Source organism: Ruminococcus sp. YE71 (assembly GCF_900119155.1).
Taxonomy (GTDB): domain Bacteria; phylum Bacillota; class Clostridia; order Oscillospirales; family Ruminococcaceae; genus YE71.
Genome location: NZ_FPIR01000012.1, coordinates 15,998 through 35,265, shown reverse-complemented (window position 1 = coordinate 35,265; position 19,268 = coordinate 15,998). Strand labels below are relative to the sequence as shown.

Annotated in this window: 19 protein-coding genes; 5 read left to right on the top strand and 14 right to left on the bottom strand. The window is 52.8% G+C overall.

The window, feature by feature from the left end; all coding sequences use genetic code 11:
* Positions 1-120: 120 nt before the first annotated feature.
* The 4 genes from clpX to BT142_RS11735 all read right to left on the bottom strand — a co-directional run bounded on the left by clpX (position 121) and on the right by BT142_RS11735 (position 4,174).
* Complete coding sequence (clpX, locus tag BT142_RS11750; RefSeq protein ID WP_072418391.1) at positions 121-1,380, bottom strand: ATP-dependent Clp protease ATP-binding subunit ClpX; 1,260 nt, start codon at positions 1,378-1,380, stop codon at positions 121-123.
* Between the two features lie 18 nt (positions 1,381-1,398).
* A complete protein-coding gene (gene clpP / locus BT142_RS11745) occupies positions 1,399-1,986 on the bottom strand; it encodes an ATP-dependent Clp endopeptidase proteolytic subunit ClpP (RefSeq protein ID WP_072418390.1) in 588 nt (195 codons plus the stop codon).
* 107 nt (positions 1,987-2,093) lie between these two features.
* Positions 2,094-3,371: a trigger factor gene (gene tig, locus BT142_RS11740; RefSeq protein ID WP_072418389.1), complete on the bottom strand. Its 1,278-nt coding sequence runs from the start codon at positions 3,369-3,371 to the stop codon at positions 2,094-2,096.
* 92 nt (positions 3,372-3,463) lie between these two features.
* Positions 3,464-4,174, bottom strand: a complete 711-nt coding sequence (locus BT142_RS11735) for a metallophosphoesterase (RefSeq protein WP_072418388.1) — start codon at positions 4,172-4,174, stop codon at positions 3,464-3,466.
* 74 nt (positions 4,175-4,248) lie between these two features.
* Between BT142_RS11735 and BT142_RS11730 the strand changes: the two genes are divergently transcribed.
* Positions 4,249-4,407, top strand: coding sequence for a DUF1540 domain-containing protein (locus BT142_RS11730; RefSeq protein ID WP_072418387.1), 159 nt, complete (start codon positions 4,249-4,251; stop codon positions 4,405-4,407).
* A gap of 101 nt (positions 4,408-4,508) precedes the next feature.
* On the opposite strand, the gene thrC is transcribed toward BT142_RS11730, so the two are convergent.
* From thrC to BT142_RS11680, 10 genes are all read right to left on the bottom strand, one after another.
* Positions 4,509-5,999 (bottom strand): threonine synthase, encoded by a 1,491-nt coding sequence (gene thrC / locus BT142_RS11725; protein ID WP_072418386.1) that lies wholly within the window; start codon positions 5,997-5,999, stop codon positions 4,509-4,511.
* Positions 6,000-6,019: 20 nt separating this feature from the next.
* Positions 6,020-6,403 (bottom strand): YraN family protein, encoded by a 384-nt coding sequence (locus BT142_RS11720; RefSeq protein WP_072418385.1) that lies wholly within the window; start codon positions 6,401-6,403, stop codon positions 6,020-6,022.
* Positions 6,378-7,010, bottom strand: a complete 633-nt coding sequence (locus BT142_RS11715; RefSeq protein WP_139182224.1) for a ribonuclease HII — start codon at positions 7,008-7,010, stop codon at positions 6,378-6,380. The genes BT142_RS11720 and BT142_RS11715 overlap by 26 nt, the downstream gene beginning before the upstream one ends.
* On the bottom strand, positions 7,010-7,897 hold the full coding sequence (ylqF, locus tag BT142_RS11710) for a ribosome biogenesis GTPase YlqF (protein ID WP_072418383.1): 888 nt from the start codon (positions 7,895-7,897) through the stop codon (positions 7,010-7,012). Before ylqF ends, BT142_RS11715 begins: the two co-directional genes overlap by 1 nt.
* 20 nt (positions 7,898-7,917) lie before the next feature.
* Complete coding sequence (gene lepB, locus BT142_RS11705; RefSeq protein WP_072418382.1) at positions 7,918-8,550, bottom strand: signal peptidase I; 633 nt, start codon at positions 8,548-8,550, stop codon at positions 7,918-7,920.
* A gap of 369 nt (positions 8,551-8,919) precedes the next feature.
* The gene (trxA, locus tag BT142_RS11700) at positions 8,920-9,240 is read right to left on the bottom strand and encodes a thioredoxin (protein ID WP_072418381.1); all 321 of its coding nucleotides are present in this window, start codon (positions 9,238-9,240) and stop codon (positions 8,920-8,922) included.
* 36 nt (positions 9,241-9,276) lie between these two features.
* Positions 9,277-9,432, bottom strand: a complete 156-nt coding sequence (locus tag BT142_RS11695; protein ID WP_072418380.1) for a rubredoxin — start codon at positions 9,430-9,432, stop codon at positions 9,277-9,279.
* A 143-nt stretch (positions 9,433-9,575) separates the two neighbouring features.
* Complete coding sequence (locus tag BT142_RS11690) at positions 9,576-9,938, bottom strand: SdpI family protein (RefSeq protein ID WP_084659450.1); 363 nt, start codon at positions 9,936-9,938, stop codon at positions 9,576-9,578.
* Positions 9,939-10,149: 211 nt separating this feature from the next.
* On the bottom strand, positions 10,150-11,322 hold the full coding sequence (locus BT142_RS11685; RefSeq protein ID WP_072418378.1) for an NAD(P)-dependent malic enzyme: 1,173 nt from the start codon (positions 11,320-11,322) through the stop codon (positions 10,150-10,152).
* 17 nt (positions 11,323-11,339) lie between these two features.
* Complete coding sequence (locus BT142_RS11680) at positions 11,340-11,843, bottom strand: GNAT family N-acetyltransferase (RefSeq protein ID WP_072418377.1); 504 nt, start codon at positions 11,841-11,843, stop codon at positions 11,340-11,342.
* Positions 11,844-12,280: 437 nt separating this feature from the next.
* Between BT142_RS11680 and nadA the strand changes: the two genes are divergently transcribed.
* From nadA to BT142_RS11660, 4 genes are all read left to right on the top strand, one after another.
* On the top strand, positions 12,281-13,219 hold the full coding sequence (gene nadA, locus BT142_RS11675; RefSeq protein WP_072418376.1) for a quinolinate synthase NadA: 939 nt from the start codon (positions 12,281-12,283) through the stop codon (positions 13,217-13,219).
* A 276-nt stretch (positions 13,220-13,495) separates the two neighbouring features.
* Positions 13,496-15,796, top strand: coding sequence for a glycoside hydrolase family 3 C-terminal domain-containing protein (locus BT142_RS11670; protein WP_072418375.1), 2,301 nt, complete (start codon positions 13,496-13,498; stop codon positions 15,794-15,796).
* Position 15,797: 1 nt separating this feature from the next.
* Positions 15,798-17,459 carry an APC family permease gene (locus tag BT142_RS11665; RefSeq protein WP_072418374.1) on the top strand — a complete coding sequence of 554 codons (1,662 nt, stop codon included), beginning with the start codon at positions 15,798-15,800 and terminating at the stop codon, positions 17,457-17,459.
* Between the two features lie 105 nt (positions 17,460-17,564).
* On the top strand, positions 17,565-19,259 hold the full coding sequence (locus BT142_RS11660; RefSeq protein WP_072418373.1) for a hypothetical protein: 1,695 nt from the start codon (positions 17,565-17,567) through the stop codon (positions 19,257-19,259).
* The last annotated feature ends 9 nt before the right edge of the window (positions 19,260-19,268 follow it).

Genomic DNA, 19,268 nt, shown 5'->3' with positions numbered 1-19,268 from the left:
ACACTTGAAACGTCGGGAACCTATCTTCCAAGTCACATCAAACATCCCCCAGTATTCTCTCCCCCCTTTTAATCCCCCGCAGACACACAAAAAGACCCGGCATGAGACCGGGTCTGTAGGTTATGCGCCTATTCTGGGGGATTTGGCGGAGCGGGTGACCTGAGCTTCTTCTTCGCCCTTTACCACCTTGTCGGTGATAGTCACCTTTACGATCTCCTTGTCGGAGGGGGCTTCAAACATGACCTTCTGGAGGCTGTGTTCAACGATAGCCCTGAGTCCTCTTGCGCCTGTTTTCTGCTGGATCGCCATTTTTGCGATCTCAAGCATAGCTTCGTCGGTAACTTCGAGGTCGATGCCGTCCAGCTTGAACAGCTTCGAGTACTGCTTTACCAGCGAGTTCTTAGGCTCGGTGAGTATCCTTGTGAGCGCCGATTCATCGAGCTCGTCGAGGACAGTTATAACGGGAAGTCTGCCGACCAGCTCGGGCACGAGTCCGAACTTCACGAGGTCGTGGGGGACTACCTTCTTCATCACGTTGTGCTCCTCGCTCTTCTTCACGACATTCGCGCCGAAGCCCAGCGACGAGGAATCGGTCCTCTTCTTGATGACCTGCTCAAGGCCCTCGAAAGCGCCGCCGCAGATGAAGAGGATGTTCTTGGTGTCGATCTGGATGAACTCCTGATGCGGATGCTTTCTGCCGCCCTGAGGAGGAACGTTTGATACCGTACCCTCGACGATCTTGAGCAGAGCCTGCTGAACACCCTCACCGCTTACATCACGGGTGATGGAAGTATTCTCGGACTTTCTCGCGATCTTGTCGATCTCGTCGATATATACTATACCCTTTTCGGCAGCCTCAACGTCATAGTCAGCCGCCTGGATGAGTCTTGTCAGCACGTTCTCAACGTCGTCGCCCACGTAGCCTGCCTCGGTGAGCGTTGTAGCGTCAGCGATAGCGAAAGGCACGTTCAGGAGCTTTGCGAGGGTCTGAGCGAGCAGGGTCTTGCCCGTACCCGTCGGACCGAGCAGAAGAACGTTCGACTTCTGGAGCTCGACGTCGTTGTCCTCGTCCTCAAGGGAGAGGATGCGCTTATAGTGGTTGTAGACTGCGACCGAGAGCGAGATCTTCGCGTCCTCCTGACCGATGATATACTCATCGAGGACAGCCTTGATCTCGGCAGGAGTACGGAGAACGATGCCCTCTTCCTCGAACTCGGCGCTGATGTCGGTGTTCGAGAGGGTGCTCTGCTGGCTGAGCAGATTGTAGCACAGCGTCACGCACTCGTCGCAGATGTGGTTATTGTCCGCGGAGAACACGTACTTTACCTTAGTTTCGGGCTTTCCGCAGAAATTGCATCTCTTTATGGATTCAATTGCCATTTATTACCTTCCTCACTGTTATCTGTGGGTTATGACCTTATCGATAAGACCGTATTCCATCGCCTGCTGAGCCGAGAGGTAGTTGTCGCGCTCGGTATCTCTTGCGATCTCCTCGATGGACTTACCTGTATTCTGAGCAAGGATCTTATTGAGGTTTTCTCTGGTCTTGATGATGTGGTCGGAGATGATCTTTATCTCGGTAGCCTGACCGCCGACGCCGCCGCCGATAAGAGGCTGATGGATCATTACCTCGCTGTTGGGCAGTGCGAATCTCTTGCCCTTAGCGCCGCTGGAAAGCAGGAATGCACCCATCGAGGCAGCCATACCGATGCAGATGGTGGACACGTCGCACTTGATGTAGTTCATCGTATCGTATATAGCCATACCCGCTGAGATAGAACCTCCCGGGCTGTTGATATAGAGGTCGATATCCTTCTCGGGATCCTGACCTTCAAGATACAGCATCTGTGCGATAACGAGGCTCGCGGTGGTGTCATTCACCTGGTCGCAGAGCATGATTATCCTGTCGTTGAGCAGTCTTGAAAAAATGTCGTAGCTGCGTTCGCCTCTGCCTGTCTGCTCTACTACGTAAGGTACTAATGCCATATTGTTTCCTCCTTCGGGATCTTTGTCGAAAAATGTGAACTTATGATAATACACGTTTCGCCCACTATAAAAAGTGGGCGAAATGCTTATGTTCTGATGTCAGATAATTACTTGATTACAGCTGCATCCTTGATAAGGTCTACAGTCTTGCTTACCTTAACGTCGAGCTTTACGCCGTCCTCGGGAAGGATCTTCTTAACTTCCTCAAGCTCCATGCTGTAAGCGTCAGCGACTCTCTGATACTCAGCCTCGATCTCCTCAGCGTTAGGCTCAACGCCCTCGATCTCAGCGATCTTCTCAAGTGCGAGTCTGAGGTCTACCTGCTTCTTAGCCTGAGTCTCATAGACCTTCTTCACGTCGTCGAGAGACTGGTTAGTGTACTGGAAGTACTGCTGGAGCGAGATGCCCTGAGGAGCAAGTCTGCCTGCGAGATCCTGAAGCATCTCGTTGATGCGTGCGTCGTACATCTCCTGAGGAACGTCAGCCTGCATCTTCTCAACTACAGCGTCGAACAGCTTGTTCTCAACGTCGGAATCAGCGACTCTCTCAGCCTGCTCTTCCATGTTCTTTCTGATGTCAGCCTTGTAAGCGTCAACGGTATCGAACTCGGTGGAGTCCTTAACGAGATCGTCATCAAGCAGCGGAACTTCCTTGAACTTGATCTCCTTGAGCTTGATCTTGAATACAGCGGGAGCACCCTTGAGGTCTTCTACCTGATACTCCTCGGGGAAAGTAACGTTTACGTCGAACTCTTCGCCTACGCTGTGGCCAACGATCTGATCCTCGAAGCCGGGGATGAAGGTGTTGCTGCCGAGCTCGAGGTCATAGTCAGAAGCCTCGCCGCCCTCAAAAGCAACGTCATCCTTGAAGCCCTTGAAGTCGATGGTAACGGTATCGCCGTTCTGAGCAGCTCTGTCCTCAACGGAAACGAGACGAGCGTTTCTCTCGGTGAGCTGCTGAGCTCTTGCGTCAACCTCTTCGTCGGTAACAGCCTTAACGACTCTCTCTACCTCGATGCCCTTGTAGCCGTCGATAGTAACTTCGGGCTTGGTAACGCATCTGGCCTTGAGGGTAACGCCCTCCTTGCCGACAGCGGTAACTTCAACGTCGGGACGAGCAACGATCTCAAGCTTGGACTCCTCAACTGCCTTGTCAACAGCCTCGGGAGCAGCAGCGTTTACAGCCTCCTCGTAGAAAACGCCCTCGCCGTACTCACGCTCGATGAGCTTTCTGGGAGCCTTGCCCTTACGGAAGCCGGGGATAGCGATGTTCTTTCTCTGCCTGATGTAAGCAGCCTGAACAGCAGCCTCGAACTCCTCAGCGGAGATCTCGATCTCAAGCTCGTACCTATTGGTAGCAACATTGTTTACAGCCTTTAAACTCATTTTTTATTCCTCCAAGTTAACGTCAATTATTACTGACAAAATATCCTTAATATTATACCATACTTTTTCACGGATTTCCAGTATTTCAGATACTATTCATCACTTTGCACAAATTTTGTTATATCAAGCGGCATGAATTGTAGATAATCACTTGAAATCAGATGGTAGTTTATTCCATTCCTCACTCCCCTGACCGCAAGCGAATGTCCGCGGCGGCCGTGGATATGCCCGTAGAACACCTCGGTGATGTTATGTCGTCTGAGGACTTCCATGATCGGGGCGTTCTCGCCGTAGATGTAAAGCGGCGGATAGTGCAGGAACACCATGGGTCTGAGCCCTTGTTTTTCGGCAGCCGCCACCGACATCTCAAGCCTTCCCGCTTCCCGCGCAAGGACTTTTTCATCGGCAGGTTCGCCGTTTTCGCTTATCCACCCTCTTGTGCCGCAGATGCCCGTTTTCCCGTAAGCGAAGCAGTTGTTGTGAAGGATGCTGACGCTCCCGATGCCGTTTTCCTCAAAGAAGCGGCTGAGCTTCGCTGAGGTCTGCCACCAGTAGTCGTGGTTCCCCTTCGAGATTATCTTTCTGCCGTTTAGCCTTTCGAGGAAGCGGAAATCGGGCAGCGAATCCTCAAGCTTCATCGCCCAGCAGAAGTCGCCCGGTATCACCACGGTATCATCGGGTGCAACGACGTGCTGCCAGTTTTCCTCAAGCCGTTCGACGTAGTTGTCCCAGCCTTCAAAAATATCCATCGGCTTATCGACACCGAGCGGCAGATGAAGATCCGCTATCACAAAAAGCGCCAAATTTTTCCCTCCGGTCCTATCGAATAATCCCCTCGGAACGTGCAATACTATATCCGAAAGGAGCTGATCTCAACATGAAAGACCACAACCATCTTCACTGTAACGTCGCAAGCTGCGCGTTCAACAAGAACGCCTGTGAATGCACCGCAGACCACGTTGACGTGAGCTGCACCTGCTCGGAACCCGACTGCTGTGACGAGACCGAGTGCCGCACATTCAAGGCAAGAGACTGACAATAATCAGCATTAAACAATTCCCCGACAGCCTGTCAGACTGTCGGGAATTTGTTTTTTAACGCATGAACGTTCACGCCCGGACGTTCACACAGATATTATCAGATGCCGAGTACCGAGAATACATACTCCTTCATCTCGTCCTTAGCGATTACCTTGTCAAAGCGTACAGCCTTGTTCTTCAGAGCTGCCAGCGATGCAGGGATCTTCAGACCCGATACCTCTGCCAGCTTGTCAACAAGCTCGAACTCCTCAGCGTCTGTGTTCTCGCCGATAGCCGACAGAACGGAACCGCTGAACTTGTAGGGGCTTGCGGTGGAAGCGATGATGGTCTTGGTATTGTCGCCCGTCTGAGCCTTGTAGTCCTCATATACCTTGACAGCAACAGCGGTGTGAGTGTCGCAGGTGTAGTGGAACTTGTCGTAGATGCGCTTGATGGTAGCCTTTGTGTCCTCATCGGAGCAGCAGCCTGCCGCGAACTCCTCGGAGAGGATCTTCTTGACGTCGTCGCTTACCTCGTACTTACCCTCGCTTGCCAGCTTCCCGAACCAGTCTCTGATGGTAGCGTCGTTCTCGCCGCAGAGCATATAGAGCAGTCTCTCAAGGTTCGAGGAGATAAGGATATCCATCGAAGGCGAGATGGTAGCGTGGAACGCTCTGTTTCTGTCGTAAACGCCTGTGGTGAGGAAGTCGGTCAGAACATTGTTCGAGTTGGAAGCGCAGATGAGCTTTCCTATCGGCACGCCCATGTGCTTAGCGTAGTAAGCCGCAAGAATGTTGCCGAAGTTGCCTGTCGGAACAACAACGTTCAGGGTCTCGCCCAGCTCCAGCTTGCCGTCGGCAACGAGCTGTGCGTAGGAAGAGATATAGTAGATGATCTGCGGTGCAAGTCTGCCCCAGTTGATGGAGTTTGCAGAGGAGAACATCATGCCGTTCTTGTCAAGTTCAGCCGCGATCTCAGCGTTGGTGAAGATAGCCTTAACGCCGTTCTGAGCATCGTCGAAGTTGCCCTTGATAGCGCAGACGCCTACGTTGCCGCCTTCCTGAGTGGTCATCTGCTTCTTCTGCATAGCGGAAACGCCGTCATCGGGATAGAACACGAGGATGGAAGTATCGGGAACGTCCTTGAAGCCTTCAAGTGCAGCCTTGCCTGTATCGCCCGAAGTAGCAACGAGGATGACAACCTTCTTGTCGGTGCCGAGCTTCTTGGTGGAAGTGGTCAGCAGGTACGGAAGTATCTGGAGAGCCATATCCTTGAAAGCGCAGGTCGGGCCGTGCCACAGTTCGAGCATATAAGTACCGTCGAAAAGGGGTGCGAGCTCGCAGATATTGTCGGTATCGAATGCCTTGGTGTTGTATGCGCTGTCAACGCAGTGAGCGATCTCTGCCTCGGTAAAGTCGGTCAGGAACTTAGCGAAAACGAACGCCGCACGCTCACGGTAGTTCATCGAGCCGAGCTTCTTCACGTCATCGAGGGTTATCTGGGGGATAGTCTCGGGAACGAACAGACCGCCGTCCTTCGAGATGCCCTGAGCGATAGCCTGTGCCGAAGTTACCTTTACCTGGCTGTTTCTTGTGCTTTTGTAATCCATATTCTTCACCTTTCCTTATCTCACGTACTCGCGTCGAATGCGCCGACGTAATACCGCACATGAGTTATCTTACCGTTTTCGAGCACAGCCGCCGCCACATCGAAGCGGCATACCGCCTCACCGTGAGCCTGTCTGTAACGGCTGTAGTATATCCCTGCCGCGCGGATGATAAAGTTCCGCTTGGCTTTCGTCACCGAACGTTCGCCCGAAACGAGCGCATCCGGAGAGCGTGTCTTGACCTCGACGAACGCGAGACGTCCGTCCTTGTACGCGATGATGTCTATCTCGCCGCCGCGCACCGTGAAGTTCCTCTCAAGGATGGTGTATCCCCTGCTTTCGAGAAACGCCGCAGCCGCCTTCTCGCCGATATTCCCCGTCTCACGCGCCTTCCTGTTTTTTTGCATAGTACTTTTTCAGGAAGGAATGTCTGTGGATGGGGCTCTCGCCGTACTTGTCTATCATCTGATAATGGAGCTTTGTGCCGTAGCCCTTGTGCTTGTCGAAAGCGTACTCGGGATATTTCTGCGCCATTTCCTCCATATATCTGTCCCTTGCGACCTTTGCGAGCACCGAAGCCGCCGCTATCGACTGGCTTTTCGCGTCGCCCTTAATGACGTACTCGACCGGGCAGGCGACCTTCGGGGTCTTGTTGCCGTCGGCAAGCACGATATCGGGAACGACACCCAGTCCCTCGACCGCCCTCTGCATCGAGAGCATAGCGCAGTTGAGGATGTTCAGGGTCTCTATCTCTTCAACGGTCGCCGAAGCGATAGCCCAGTAAAGCGCCTTTTCCTTTATCTCATCGAACAGCTTGTCGCGCTTTTTTGCGGTGAGTTTCTTGCTGTCGTTGATGCCCTCTATGACCGTATCGGGTGCGAGTATGACCGCCGCAGCGAAAACATCGCCCGCGAGAGGTCCTCTTCCCGCCTCGTCGGTGCCGCAGAGAAGCGGATATTTATCGTAGTACTGCAAGTCAAAGTCATGCAGTGTCAGTATGCTCTGTTCTTCCATCACGGTCTCTCCAGTGAAATGCGTCCAAGCTTGCCGCCGCGGAACTCATCGAGAAGTGCCGCCGCCGCGCGTTCGGTGTTTATCTCGCCGCCCGACACGAGGAAACCGCGTTTCCTGCCGATGCGTTCGAGAAGCTCCGCGCCCTTGACGCAGCCCATCATCTCGTCCTCATTCTCGGGCAGGTCATCAAGGGAGATGCCGTAGCGTCCCGTCAGCGTCTCGGGGTAACCCTCACAGAGAAGCTCCGCGAGCCTGCACGCGAGGTACTCGGCGTCGAGGATATCATCCTTGACCGCCCCCGTGAACGCAAGATGTTCGCCCACCGTCTTGTCCTCAAACTTCGGCCACAGCACGCCGGGCATATCGAGCAGTTCGGTATTGTCGTCGAGCGTCACCCACTGTTTGCCGCGTGTCACGCCCGGTCTGTCCTCGACCTTAGCGCGTTTTGAACCTGCGAGACGGTTGATGAACGACGACTTTCCCACGTTCGGGATACCGACTATCATCATGCGTATGGGTCTGCCGTGCATACCCTTCGCTTCCCATATCTTCACCTGCTCAGCCATGATATCGTTAAGTGCCGACTTAAAGCGGTTGAGGTTCTTTCCGCTCCGACAGTCGGTCGCGACGGCTGTGATGCCGTTTCTCTTGTAGTAGTCTATCCACTGTGATGTAACGGTCTCATCCGCCGAATCCGCCTTGTTGAGCAGCAGCAGTCTCGGCTTTGAGCCCACGAGCCTGTCCATCTCGGGATTGCGGCTCGAATAGGGGATGCGTGCGTCGGTTATCTCGACCACCACGTCCACGAGCTTGAGGTTAGACTGCATTATGCGGCGGGTCTTCGCCATATGTCCGGGGAACCATTGTACCCTTGTCGTGTCGCCCAATGCGCCGTCCTCCTTTTAGGTCATTTCAGCAGCCCGAGCTTACCGGGCTTGTCACCCTTGTAGAATCTCACCGCGGCTCTGCCGAGGATGTCGTCCTCGCTTATGAAGCCGACCTCAGAGGTGCGGCTGTCGCGGGAATTGTTGCGGTTGTCGCCCAGCACGAACACCGTGTCCTCGGGGACATGGTACTCATAGGAAGTGGGACCAACGCGGTAGGTATCGTCGAATATGTAGTCCTTGAGCTCCATCGGCTCGCCGAGATAGCTCTGGTCTATCTCCTCGCCGTTGACGGCTATCGAATTGGTAGCATAGTCGATGAGAACGGTGTCGCCCTCAACGCCGATGCATCTCTTGATGATTATCTTATCGAGACCCGGGCAGTTCGCAACTACGATGTCGCCGCGCTCGGGCGTGTATCCGAAGTGAGTGAGGATGAGCCTCTGCTCGTTGTAGAGGGTGGGCTCCATGGAGCCGCCGTCAACAACTACGGTCCTGAACATGAACATGAATATCAGCAGTACCATGAAGGTGGCGAACACAAACGCCTCCAGCCAGTCCAGCAGCTCGTCTGCAAGGTTGAAGGGCTTTTCTCCCTCAGCCTCCTGCGTCTCGGTTATCTCTTCTCTCTTTTCAGTTATCTCTTCTCTATCCATAAGACAGACCTCTTTTTATTTATTTTGTGTTGCAAAGCGGGGGGATAGTGCAGGTCTTATTTGGGCAAGTCAGCTGTGTAAGGTGAATCCGATACCAACTAACAAATACCGCAAATTTTCTTTTTCACCGCTATCGAACGTCTTTTTTCAAAAGGGTTTCCCCAAATGCGTGCGGCACTGACTACCCGTCAGAAAACCGACTCAGCAACATATAATGATATTATAACAAATCGGCAGGTAAAATGCAAGCATTCGCACGAGATTTTTTCATAATGTTCAATTCGTTTCACGAAAGTTTTACATTTTCTGCATCATTTGCACACATGGGTAAAAAAAGACCGAAGATGCGCTGTTCTTCGGTCATGTGATTCATGAATTATCGACAAACTCTTCAAGCATGAGTTTCGAGCAGCCGCCTGCCCTTGCAGCGGCTATCTTCCCGTCTTTCACAACGACGAAGCACGGGATATTTGTGATGCCGAACTGTTCTGCCAGCTCTTCCTCCTCGTCAACGTTCACCTTGCAGACCATGATGTCATGGCGCTCCTCGGCTATCTTCTCGATGACAGGAGCCATATTCTTGCACGGGCCGCACCAGGGCGCCCAGAAATCTATGAGCATGGGCTTGCCGTTCTCAGCGGCTTCCGCAACAGCGTCGCTGAAAGTCTGAGCCGTAAGTTCAATTGCCATTCCGATGCACTTCCTTTCCGAAAATGCGTTCAGCGGTCATTCAGCCGCGAACTGATCCTTGCCCACACCGCAGAGGGGGCACACGAAATCCTCGGGCACATCTGCCCACTTTGTTCCTGCTTCTATCCCTGCATCGGGACATCCTTCTGTCTCGTCGTAGATGTATCCGCAGACCTCACATACGTATTTCATAGCTTTTTACCTCCGTAGTTTCATAAATTTCAAATCGGACTAAAATAGTCTTCTTTGTTTAAAATCAATGATAACATATAACTATGATAATATGGTATGTATCTCGTGAGCGTTTCGTGAATTATTCAGGAAAATCGGCTTTCTCAGTCCTCTTTCATCTTATGTTTCAGCCCCATCTCGACAAGGAAAGCCGAAATGATAAAGCCCGCAAACTCGGCGATAAGTATCACCAGAGCCGACAGCGTGCCTGCGGAGCTGCCGATATTTTTCGCAGCGAGGATGGGCAGGAACAGCGACATCATCAGCGTTATCAGACCGAAGATGAACCAGAGCTTTCCGCCCTTTTTGTTCGCGTACCTGCGGGCTGCGCGGCTCTCGTTCGCACGGGGCGTTTTGAATCCGACGGGATTTTCAAGCCTTGATGACGTAAAATTCATCAGCACTATCCCCCCGAGCACTTGTGCCGAGGAAATAATGATATCGACAATGATAAGCACTTCCATCATTCACCCACCTTTCGCAAAGAAGCACCATGACGCAGTGCTCCCCTTAACTAACTATTTCAAATCATACCACAACTTATGTTAAAAGTCAAGTAAAATTTGTATGAAGTGCTGACACATTCCTATCATAAACAATCAAATTTCGACATAATTACGTAAAAAGTCTCACAAAGCAGCGAAACTCCGTGAGACTTTGGATTTTAATATTTTTGCATCAGAGTCTTGCTACTCCGCTGTCTCTTGCAGCCTGTGCAACTGCTGCGGCAACTGCTGCCGCCACGCCGCGGTCGAGAGCCGAAGGGATGATGTACTCTGCGGAAAGCTCCTCGGGCTTCACGAAATCTGCGATAGCCTTTGCAGCCGCGATCTTCATAGCGTCGTTGATGTCGCTTGCACGAACGTCCAGCGCACCGCGGAAGATGCCCGGGAATGCGAGCACGTTGTTTATCTGGTTCGGGAAGTCACTTCTGCCCGTACCGACTACTGCCGCGCCTGATTCACGGGCAAGGTCGGGCATGATCTCGGGAGTGGGGTTAGCCATCGCGAAGATGATGGGGTCTTTCGCCATGCTCTTCACCATCTCGGGGGTAACGCATCCGGGAGCGGAAACGCCGATGAACACGTCAGCGCCCTTGATGACCTCAGCGAGGGTACCCTTGCGCATCTGTACGTTGGTTATCTCAGCCATCTCGGTCTTTTCGGCGTTAAGACCCTCTCTGCCCTTGTAGATAGCGCCCTTTCTGTCGCAGAGAACAACGTCCTTCAGACCCATAGCGATGAGCAGACGGATGATAGCGATGCCTGCCGCACCTGCGCCGCTGGTGACAACTCTTATCTCGTCGAGCTTCTTGCCTGTGAGTTTGAGAGCGTTCATCATAGCCGCGAGTGTGACTACAGCGGTACCGTGCTGGTCGTCGTGGAATATCGGGATGTCGCTGATCTCCTTGAGTCTGCGCTCTATCTCGAAGCAGCGGGGAGCGGAGATGTCCTCAAGGTTAACGCCGCCGAAGGAACCGAGCAGAAGTCCTACGGTCTTTACGATGTCGTCAACGTCCTTGGAGCGGACGCAGAGCGGTACAGCGTCAACGTCGCCGAAAGCCTTGAAGAGTGCGCACTTGCCTTCCATAACGGGCATACCTGCTTCGGGGCCGATGTCGCCGAGACCGAGTACGGCAGTACCGTCGGTGATGACCGCAACAAGGTTGGAGCGGCGTGTCAGCTCATAGCTCTTGTTGATATCCTTCTGTATCTCAAGGCAGGGCTGTGCAACACCGGGGGTGTATGCCAGCGAAAGGTCGTCCCTTGTTTCGAGAGGTGCTCTTGTGATGACCTCTATCTTGCCCTTCCACAGTTCGTGAAGTTTCAGCGATTCCTTTGCGTAATCCATTGTATCCAATTCCTTTCTTAATAAGGTTTACTGACTGAATATACCGACACCCCTGTGCCGTCCTCATCGGTGTATGTGCCGCAGAGCGTCATGCCTGCCGACCTTGCAGTCGCTGACGAGGGCAGATTTGCGGTGTGCATATACGAATACAGCACCCTAAACGGAGTGTTTGCAAATGCCCAGTCACGCACGGCGCACGCGGCTTCCCGTGCGTAGCCCTGACGCTGTTTGTCGACGCGGATATGGTATCCTATTTCGGGACGAATAAAGCCGTCGATGACCTGCATCGTAAGTCCGCAGTCACCTATCACTTCGCCCGTGTCTTTCAGGCAGACAGCCCACAGTCCGAAGCCGAACACGCGGTAACGTTCTTTGTTCGTGCTTATCCAGCTGCGGACGCGCTCTTCATCGAACACATACCGATAGTGACACATGATGTCACGGTCGGCAAGTACGGCATAAAGCGCATCAAAGTCATTGTCATCCATTTCGCGCAGGATGAGTCGTCTGGTTTCGGTCATATAAGACACCTCCCGCGTACCCGACAACGGCACAACTAACTATTATACAATAAATTTTTGTATTTTACAACGCTGAATCGGCAGAGTTTTTGAACATTCTGTAAATTATCGCTTCAAACCTCAAAAACCACATATTTTTCACCGACCTATACCGAAAACACATATTTTTCACCGACCTATACCGAAAAAAAAGAAAAGAGAGTGTTTTTTCACGCTCCGCTCCCATCCCCCGCACGCAGGATAAATTTCCGCTAACGTGAACCTCGTTCTCGGCAAATTCACTTTTCTGAGCATAATATAAATTGAGATACCGACATCGCAGGTCTTGCACAGCGCTCAAAAAGCGATTGACAAATCAGCCGCGATATAGTATAATATTAACAAATACCGCGGAGACGCAGAACGCCCTCGCCGCGATAAGAAAGGATATGCTTCATATGGCAAATACAGTCCGCTCCATTCAGGACAGGATAGAAGAACTCAAAAGAGAAAAGGATATATGCATACTCGCTCACAGCTATCAGGGTCACGAGATAGTCGAGACCGCTGATTTCACGGGGGATTCCTACAAGCTGAGCGTTGACGCGACCAAGGTCACCAACAAGAACGTTGTGTTCTGCGGAGTACATTTCATGGCTGAGACCGCAAAGATGCTCTCCCCCGAAAAGCACGTCTTCCTCGCCCACACCGAGGCAGGCTGCCCGATGGCAGAACAGATGGACGCCGAGATGATTTCGGCGATAAAGGCGAGGGAACCCGACCGCAAGGTGGTCGCCTATATCAACACGACCGCTTCGCTCAAGACCGTATGCGATGTGTGCGTCACTTCCTCATCCGCGGTGAAGATAGTGTCCGCTATGCCCGATAAAAAACTGCTGTTCATACCCGACTGCAACCTCGGCGCATTCGTGCAGAAAGCCTGCCCCGACAAGGACATCATGCTCCTCAACGGCGGATGTCCCGTTCACGCGGCTGTGACTGCCGATGAAGTGACAGAGGCAAGAGCCGCTCACCCCAACGCGCTCCTGCTCGTTCACCCCGAGTGCAGACCCGCTGTCTCCGAACAGGCTGACTACGTCGGCTCCACTTCGGGCATCATCGACTTCGCAAAGAAGAGCGACTGCAAGGAATTTATCATCGGTACCGAGATAAGCATCGCCGAACACCTGCAATTCGAGTGCCCCGACAAGAGATTCCACATACTGTCCAAAAAAATTCTCTGTCCCAACATGAAGATGACTAACCTCACCGACGTCCTGCGCGTCTGCGAAGCGATCGGCACCGATGCCGCAGCCGAAAACGAGATCCTCATGTCCGACGACCTCATCGCCAAAGCCAAGGTCTGCATCGACGAGATGCTGAGACTGGGCGGCTGAACGGCTTCTTAAACAGGGAGTGTGTCAGCTGGTGGAAACCTTTCTGAAGAAAGGTTCTCCCCTTGCCGTGCGTAGCTAAGGCGGCCCACATTCCAAAGACTTTTAATATTGGACTGCGTTTGAGCAGTGAGGGACGTTTGACTGTAGCCGTTTCAAGAGATATCATCTGACAGATAATCGGGATTGGATGCTCTCCTGACAGCCTTTGTGCAGGATGGTTTTACGGTCGACTTACTGCTTATATCCAACAAAATAACTGCAAAGGAGTACAAAAATATGGACATTGACCACATCATTGAGATAATGACCCTCGAAGAAAAGGCGGCGCTGTGTTCGGGTGCGGACTTCTGGCACACCAAGGGCATCGAACGTCTGGACATCCCGCAGATAATGGTCTCGGACGGCCCTCACGGACTGCGCAAAATGCGTGACGGCGCGGAGAATCCGAACGAATCCATAAAGGCGGTTTGTTTCCCGACGGCGTCGGCGCTTGCGTGTTCCTTCGACAGGGAGCTTATCGGCGAGATGGGAAAAGCGCTGGGCGAGCAGTGTCAGGCGGAGAATGTAGCGGTGATACTGGGTCCCGGATGCAACATCAAACGTTCACCGCTGTGCGGACGCAATTTCGAGTACTTTTCGGAAGACCCGTATCTCGCCTCGCAGATAGCGTCCGCGCACATCAAGGGCGTGCAGTCGAAGGGCGTGGGAACTTCGTTGAAGCACTTCGCAGCGAACAATCAGGAGCACCGCAGAATGAGCGTTTCGGCTGAGATTGACGAGAGGACGCTCCACGAGATATATCTGGCGGCGTTCGAGCCTGTGGTGAAGGAAGCAAAGCCCTGGACGGTCATGTGCTCCTACAACAAGATAAACGGCGAGTACTCCTCGCAGAACAAGTGGCTGCTCACCGACCTGCTCCGTGACGAGTGGGGCTACGAGGGGCTTGTGGTAAGCGACTGGGGCGCTGTGGATGACAGAGCGAAGGGCGTTTCCGCAGGGCTCGACCTGGAAATGCCGGGAAGCATGGGCAAGAACGACAGGGCTATAGTCAAGGCTGTGGAAGAAGGAAGGCTCACCGTCGAAGAGCTCGACAGGTGCGTCCGCCGCGTGCTGGAGCTTATCGAGAAGGCGGAAACGAGCCGCACGGAGATGAGCTGGGACATGGAGCGTCACCACAGGCTCGCGAAGAAGATAGCCGAGAATTCGGCGGTGCTGCTGAAAAATGACGGCGGTCTGCTGCCCCTCTCGCCTGACAGGAAGATAGCTTTCATCGGCGCATTTGCAGAGACCCCGAGGTATCAGGGCGGCGGAAGCTCCCACATCAACAGTTTCAGGACAGTTTCGGCGCTCGAAGCGGTAAAGGGCGTTGCGGACGTGACCTACGCCCAGGGCTTCACCCTCGACAAGGACGAGACCGACCCCGAGCTTGAACAGAAGGCGATAGAAGCGGCTATGGCTGCGGACATTGTGGTGGTCTTTGCAGGTCTGCCCGAGGCCTTCGAGTCGGAGGGCTACGACAGAAAGCATATGCAGCTGCCCGAGTGTCAGCTCGACCTCATCAGCAAGCTCTCGGCAGTCAGCGACAATATCGCGGTGGTGCTGCACAACGGTTCTCCTGTGGAGCTCCCATTTGCGAACGACTGTGACGGCATGAGACCCGTCAAGGCGATCCTCGAAATGTATCTCGGCGGTCAGGCTGTGGGCGAAGCGGCAGTTGACCTGCTGTTCGGAAAGGTCAACCCCTCTGGCAAGCTGGCTGAGACCTTCCCCCTCAGACTGGAGGACAACCCCTCTTACCTGAACTTCCCCGGCGAAGGCGACACCGTGCGCTACTCGGAGGGAGTGTTCGTGGGCTACCGCTATTACGACAAGAAGAACATGGAAGTGCAGTATCCCTTCGGCTACGGACTCAGCTACACTTCCTTTGAATACTCGGATATAAAGGTCAGCTCCTACGAGCTTTCGGACAAGAAGCCTTTCACCGTTGAGTGTACCGTCACGAACACGGGGGACAGGGACGGCGCAGAGGTGGTACAGCTGTATATCGAGCCGCTGACTCCTACCGTTATCCGACCCGTCAAGGAGCTCAAGGGCTTCGAGAAGGTGTTCCTGAAAGCGGGCGAGAGCAGAAAAGTCGTGTTCCGTCTCGACAAGAGCGCCTTTGCTTACTGGTCGGTGAAACTGCACGACTGGTTCAGCGAGAGCGGCGAGTACAACATCCTCATCGGCGAGAGCTCCCAGAGCATCCTGCTGGAAGAACAGGTGCATTTCAATTCGTCCGTGAAGATACCCGTCCGCTTCACCCTCGACAACCCCGGCGGCGACATCAGGTCGTTCCCCGAGGGCGAGCAGATCTTCAAGGATATGCTCATGGACGTTGACCCCACCATGAACGGCGGTGCCAACGCAGGCGACGACGGTCTCGGTGAGAACGCCGCGCTCATGGCTCTTGCGATGGCGAACGACCTGCCGCTCCACGCGATGGTCAGCTTCACCGACAACGCCGAGATAACCAGAGAACGCCTGCAAATGACCGTTGACAAGCTCAACGCAGTTCTGGCTTCGATGGAAAAATAACATGACCGAAAAGCTGAAAAAATACCGCCCCGAAATAGCCGCGATGATACTGTGGCTCGCAGGGGCAGTGACCGTTTCTGTGTTTCACGAGCCCTGGTTCGATGAGATACAGGCATGGCAGATAGCAAGGACGGCGACGTGGCACGACCTTTTCTTTGAAGTGCCGCACTCGGAATGCCACCCGATACTGTGGCACCTGATACTGCGCCCCTTTGCGATGGCGGGACTTCCCTTCGAGCCCGCGATAAAGACCGTGAACATCGCTGTCACGGGCACAGCCTGCGGTCTGATACTGTTCGGGACACGCCTGCCGAGGTTCGTAAGGCTGCTTCTGCCCTTCACCTTCATGATATTCTATCAGACGGCTGTGGTGAACAGATGCTACTGCCTGCTGTTCCTCGGGTTCACCGTGCTCGGTATACTCAGACCCGAACGCGACAGCAAGCCGCTGCCCTACGTCATTACGATGGCGTTCATGTGCCTGACGCATATCATGGGGGTTATGATGTGCGGTCTGATATGTGTGATATGGGTGACGGAGATAGTAAGAGGTCACGCCGCCGACAAAAACAGCGGGAACATCCTTAAAGACAGGCGTGTACCGCCTCTGGCGGTGCTGTTTGTTCTGGCTGTGGCGGTCATCATAGCCGTCTTCCCGAGCACCGAGAACACGAACTTTGACAGCGATACTGCCCTGCCCTCTTTCGGCAGGGTCATCGCATTGTCGGGCAACTTCATCAGCCTGCCCTTCGACGCGACCTTCTGCCCCACGTTACGCACCGCGGGGACGGGTCTGTATCTGCTGTTCTTCGTGCTGATAAACGCATTCATGGTCGTATTTTGCAGGAAAAAGCGATGCACCGCCGAATACTTCGTTCCGTATCTGGTCTTTTCCTACTTCTATGCGTTTGTCTGGTCGTGGGAACACATGATGCAGGTGTACTATTATTTTCTGGTGTATATTTTCATCGCTTTCGCCGGGGAAAACTACGAGACCTCAAAGGAGCTTCTCGGAAAGCTTCACGATGAGCGGCTGAAAAAGGGCTTCACGGCTGTGGCGGCGGTGCTGTTCCTGCTGATGCCTGCTTCTGCCGCGGCTTCTTCAGCAAGCGAGATAAAACGCACTTACTTCGACGCAAGACCCGTTGCGGAGTTCATCAAGGATAACGGTCTCGAAGACCTGCGCATCTTCTCCATGTGGAAGGTCGGCACTTCCCAGAGTCACGGCAGACACGATACCGACCAACAGCCCGATGAACCCGACCCTTACAAGGATATCGATGTCAGGTGCAACCCTTACGCCACGACCCTCGGACCCTATTTCGACCATCAGGTCATAAGCAATAACTACGACCCGGGGCACGACAGATGGTATATCACCCACAAAAGGACTTCCGAAGAGGACGTAAAGAACTGCTACGAACAGCTCTCGGAACAGCCTTACCCCGATATGATAATCGGCAATATGTCCGTCCTCGACACCATTTTCGGCGAGGACGAGGTGAAAAAACACCGCTTCAAGATGGTGTACCGCTGCACGGATTACTTCCCGTGGAAGTTCAGCTCGATGAGCAAAAGTTCCGTCACAGTTTGGCTGCGCGACGACCTTCTCGACCGCTACAACCTGCACGAAGTTCCGCCCGACTACAACGAGATCACCTGATCTTCTGCCGAGCGCGCTTTTGTATGGTCAGCGTCGGGGGCAACCTTCCCAGCAGACAGTAAAAAAACAGAGAAAGAGAAAAATCAAGGAGGAAATTAAAAGAAAATGGCCGACAAGTTAAAGAAATACCGTTGGGAGACGGTAACTTTTATATTATGGCTGGCGGGAGTCATAACTGTTTCGTTGTTCCACGAACCATGGTTTGACGAGATACAGGCGTGGCAGATCGCGAAAACAACGACATGGCATGAGCTTTTCTTCGAGATACCGCATTCGGAGTGCCACCCTCTGCTATGGCATCTGATACTGCGCCCCTTTGCGATGGCAGGGCTTCCCTTCGAGCCCGCGATAAAGACGATCAACATACTCATCACAAGCGTGGGCTGTGCGATCTTTATGTTCAGGACGAGTCTTCCGAAACCGCTGAAGCTGATACTGCCCTTCTCGTTCATGATATTCTATCAGACGGCGGTGGTAAACAGATGCTATTCGCTGCTGTTCGTTGAATTCATCCTGTTGGCGCTCTACAGAAAAGACCGTGACGAAAAGCCTCTGCCCTTTATCATTTCGATCGCATTCCTCTGCATGACCCACGTTCTCGGCATCATGATAGGCGGACTCATCTGCCTGATATGGGTCATCGGCATTATCGGCGAATACCGCAGCGGAAAGAGCAAGGGAAACATCCTGAAAGACAAGCGTACTAAGTATCTTGCCTGCCTTTTCGTATTTGCGGTGCTCATCATGATAATGATATTCCCGAGTACGGAGAACACGAATTTCAGCAGTACGAAGGCCAATTTGCCTACTTTTAATTTTAGAAACATCCTCGCCTGCTTGCAGATATTCCTCGGCATACCCTTTGAAACGACCTTCGACCCAACGATGAACAAGTCGGGATTCGCTGTGAACCTGCTCTTCTTCGCCCTGATAAATGCGTTCATGTATTACTTCGGCAAGAAAAGAAAATGCCGTGCAGAATATTTTGTACCTTACCTGACCTTCTCCTTATTCTACACATTCGTATGGTATTCACCGCATACTTTACAGGTCCTGTTCTTCTACATGACCTACATCATCACTGCATTCTACGACGAGAACGACCCAATTTTGAGAACGCTTATCGGAAAGCTCAAGAATGTCAGATTGCAGAAAATGACAGGTGCCACCGTATTCGGTCTGTTCATCCTGATGCCCGCCTCAGCGGCGGCATCCTGCGTCACAGACATCTGTCATCCCTATTTTGAGGCCAGACCTATCGCAGACTTCATCAAGGATAACGGGCTTGAAGATCTGAGGATATTCTCCGAATGGGAGATAGAACCCGATGCGAAAGATAAAAAAAAAGCCAACGAAGATGACACAATAAATGCCGATATAGATTTAGACTTCGACGTTTATACCGATATCGACGTCAGAAGGAATATCTGTGCGATAACTCTCGAACCGTATTTCGATCACCACGTTATCAGCAACAACTATACTCCCGAGAAGGAGATATACTATATGTCCTTCAAGATATCGAACGAAAAGGACAGAAGAGACTGCTATGAAAAGTTCTCAAAAGGAGCTTTTCCCGATATAATAATCGGCAACCTCTACCCGCTCGAAACGATATTCGGCAAGGAAGAAGTCGAAAAGCATCACTTCAAGCTGGTGTACAGGACTTACTATAATATGCCCTGGAAATTCGACACATTCAGCACAGGCTATCAGACCATATGGATGCGCGAAGACCTGCTTGAACAGTACGGCGTCAAGGAAGTTCGCGGTGATTATAACACCGTGGGCGTTGACTGATACAGTATT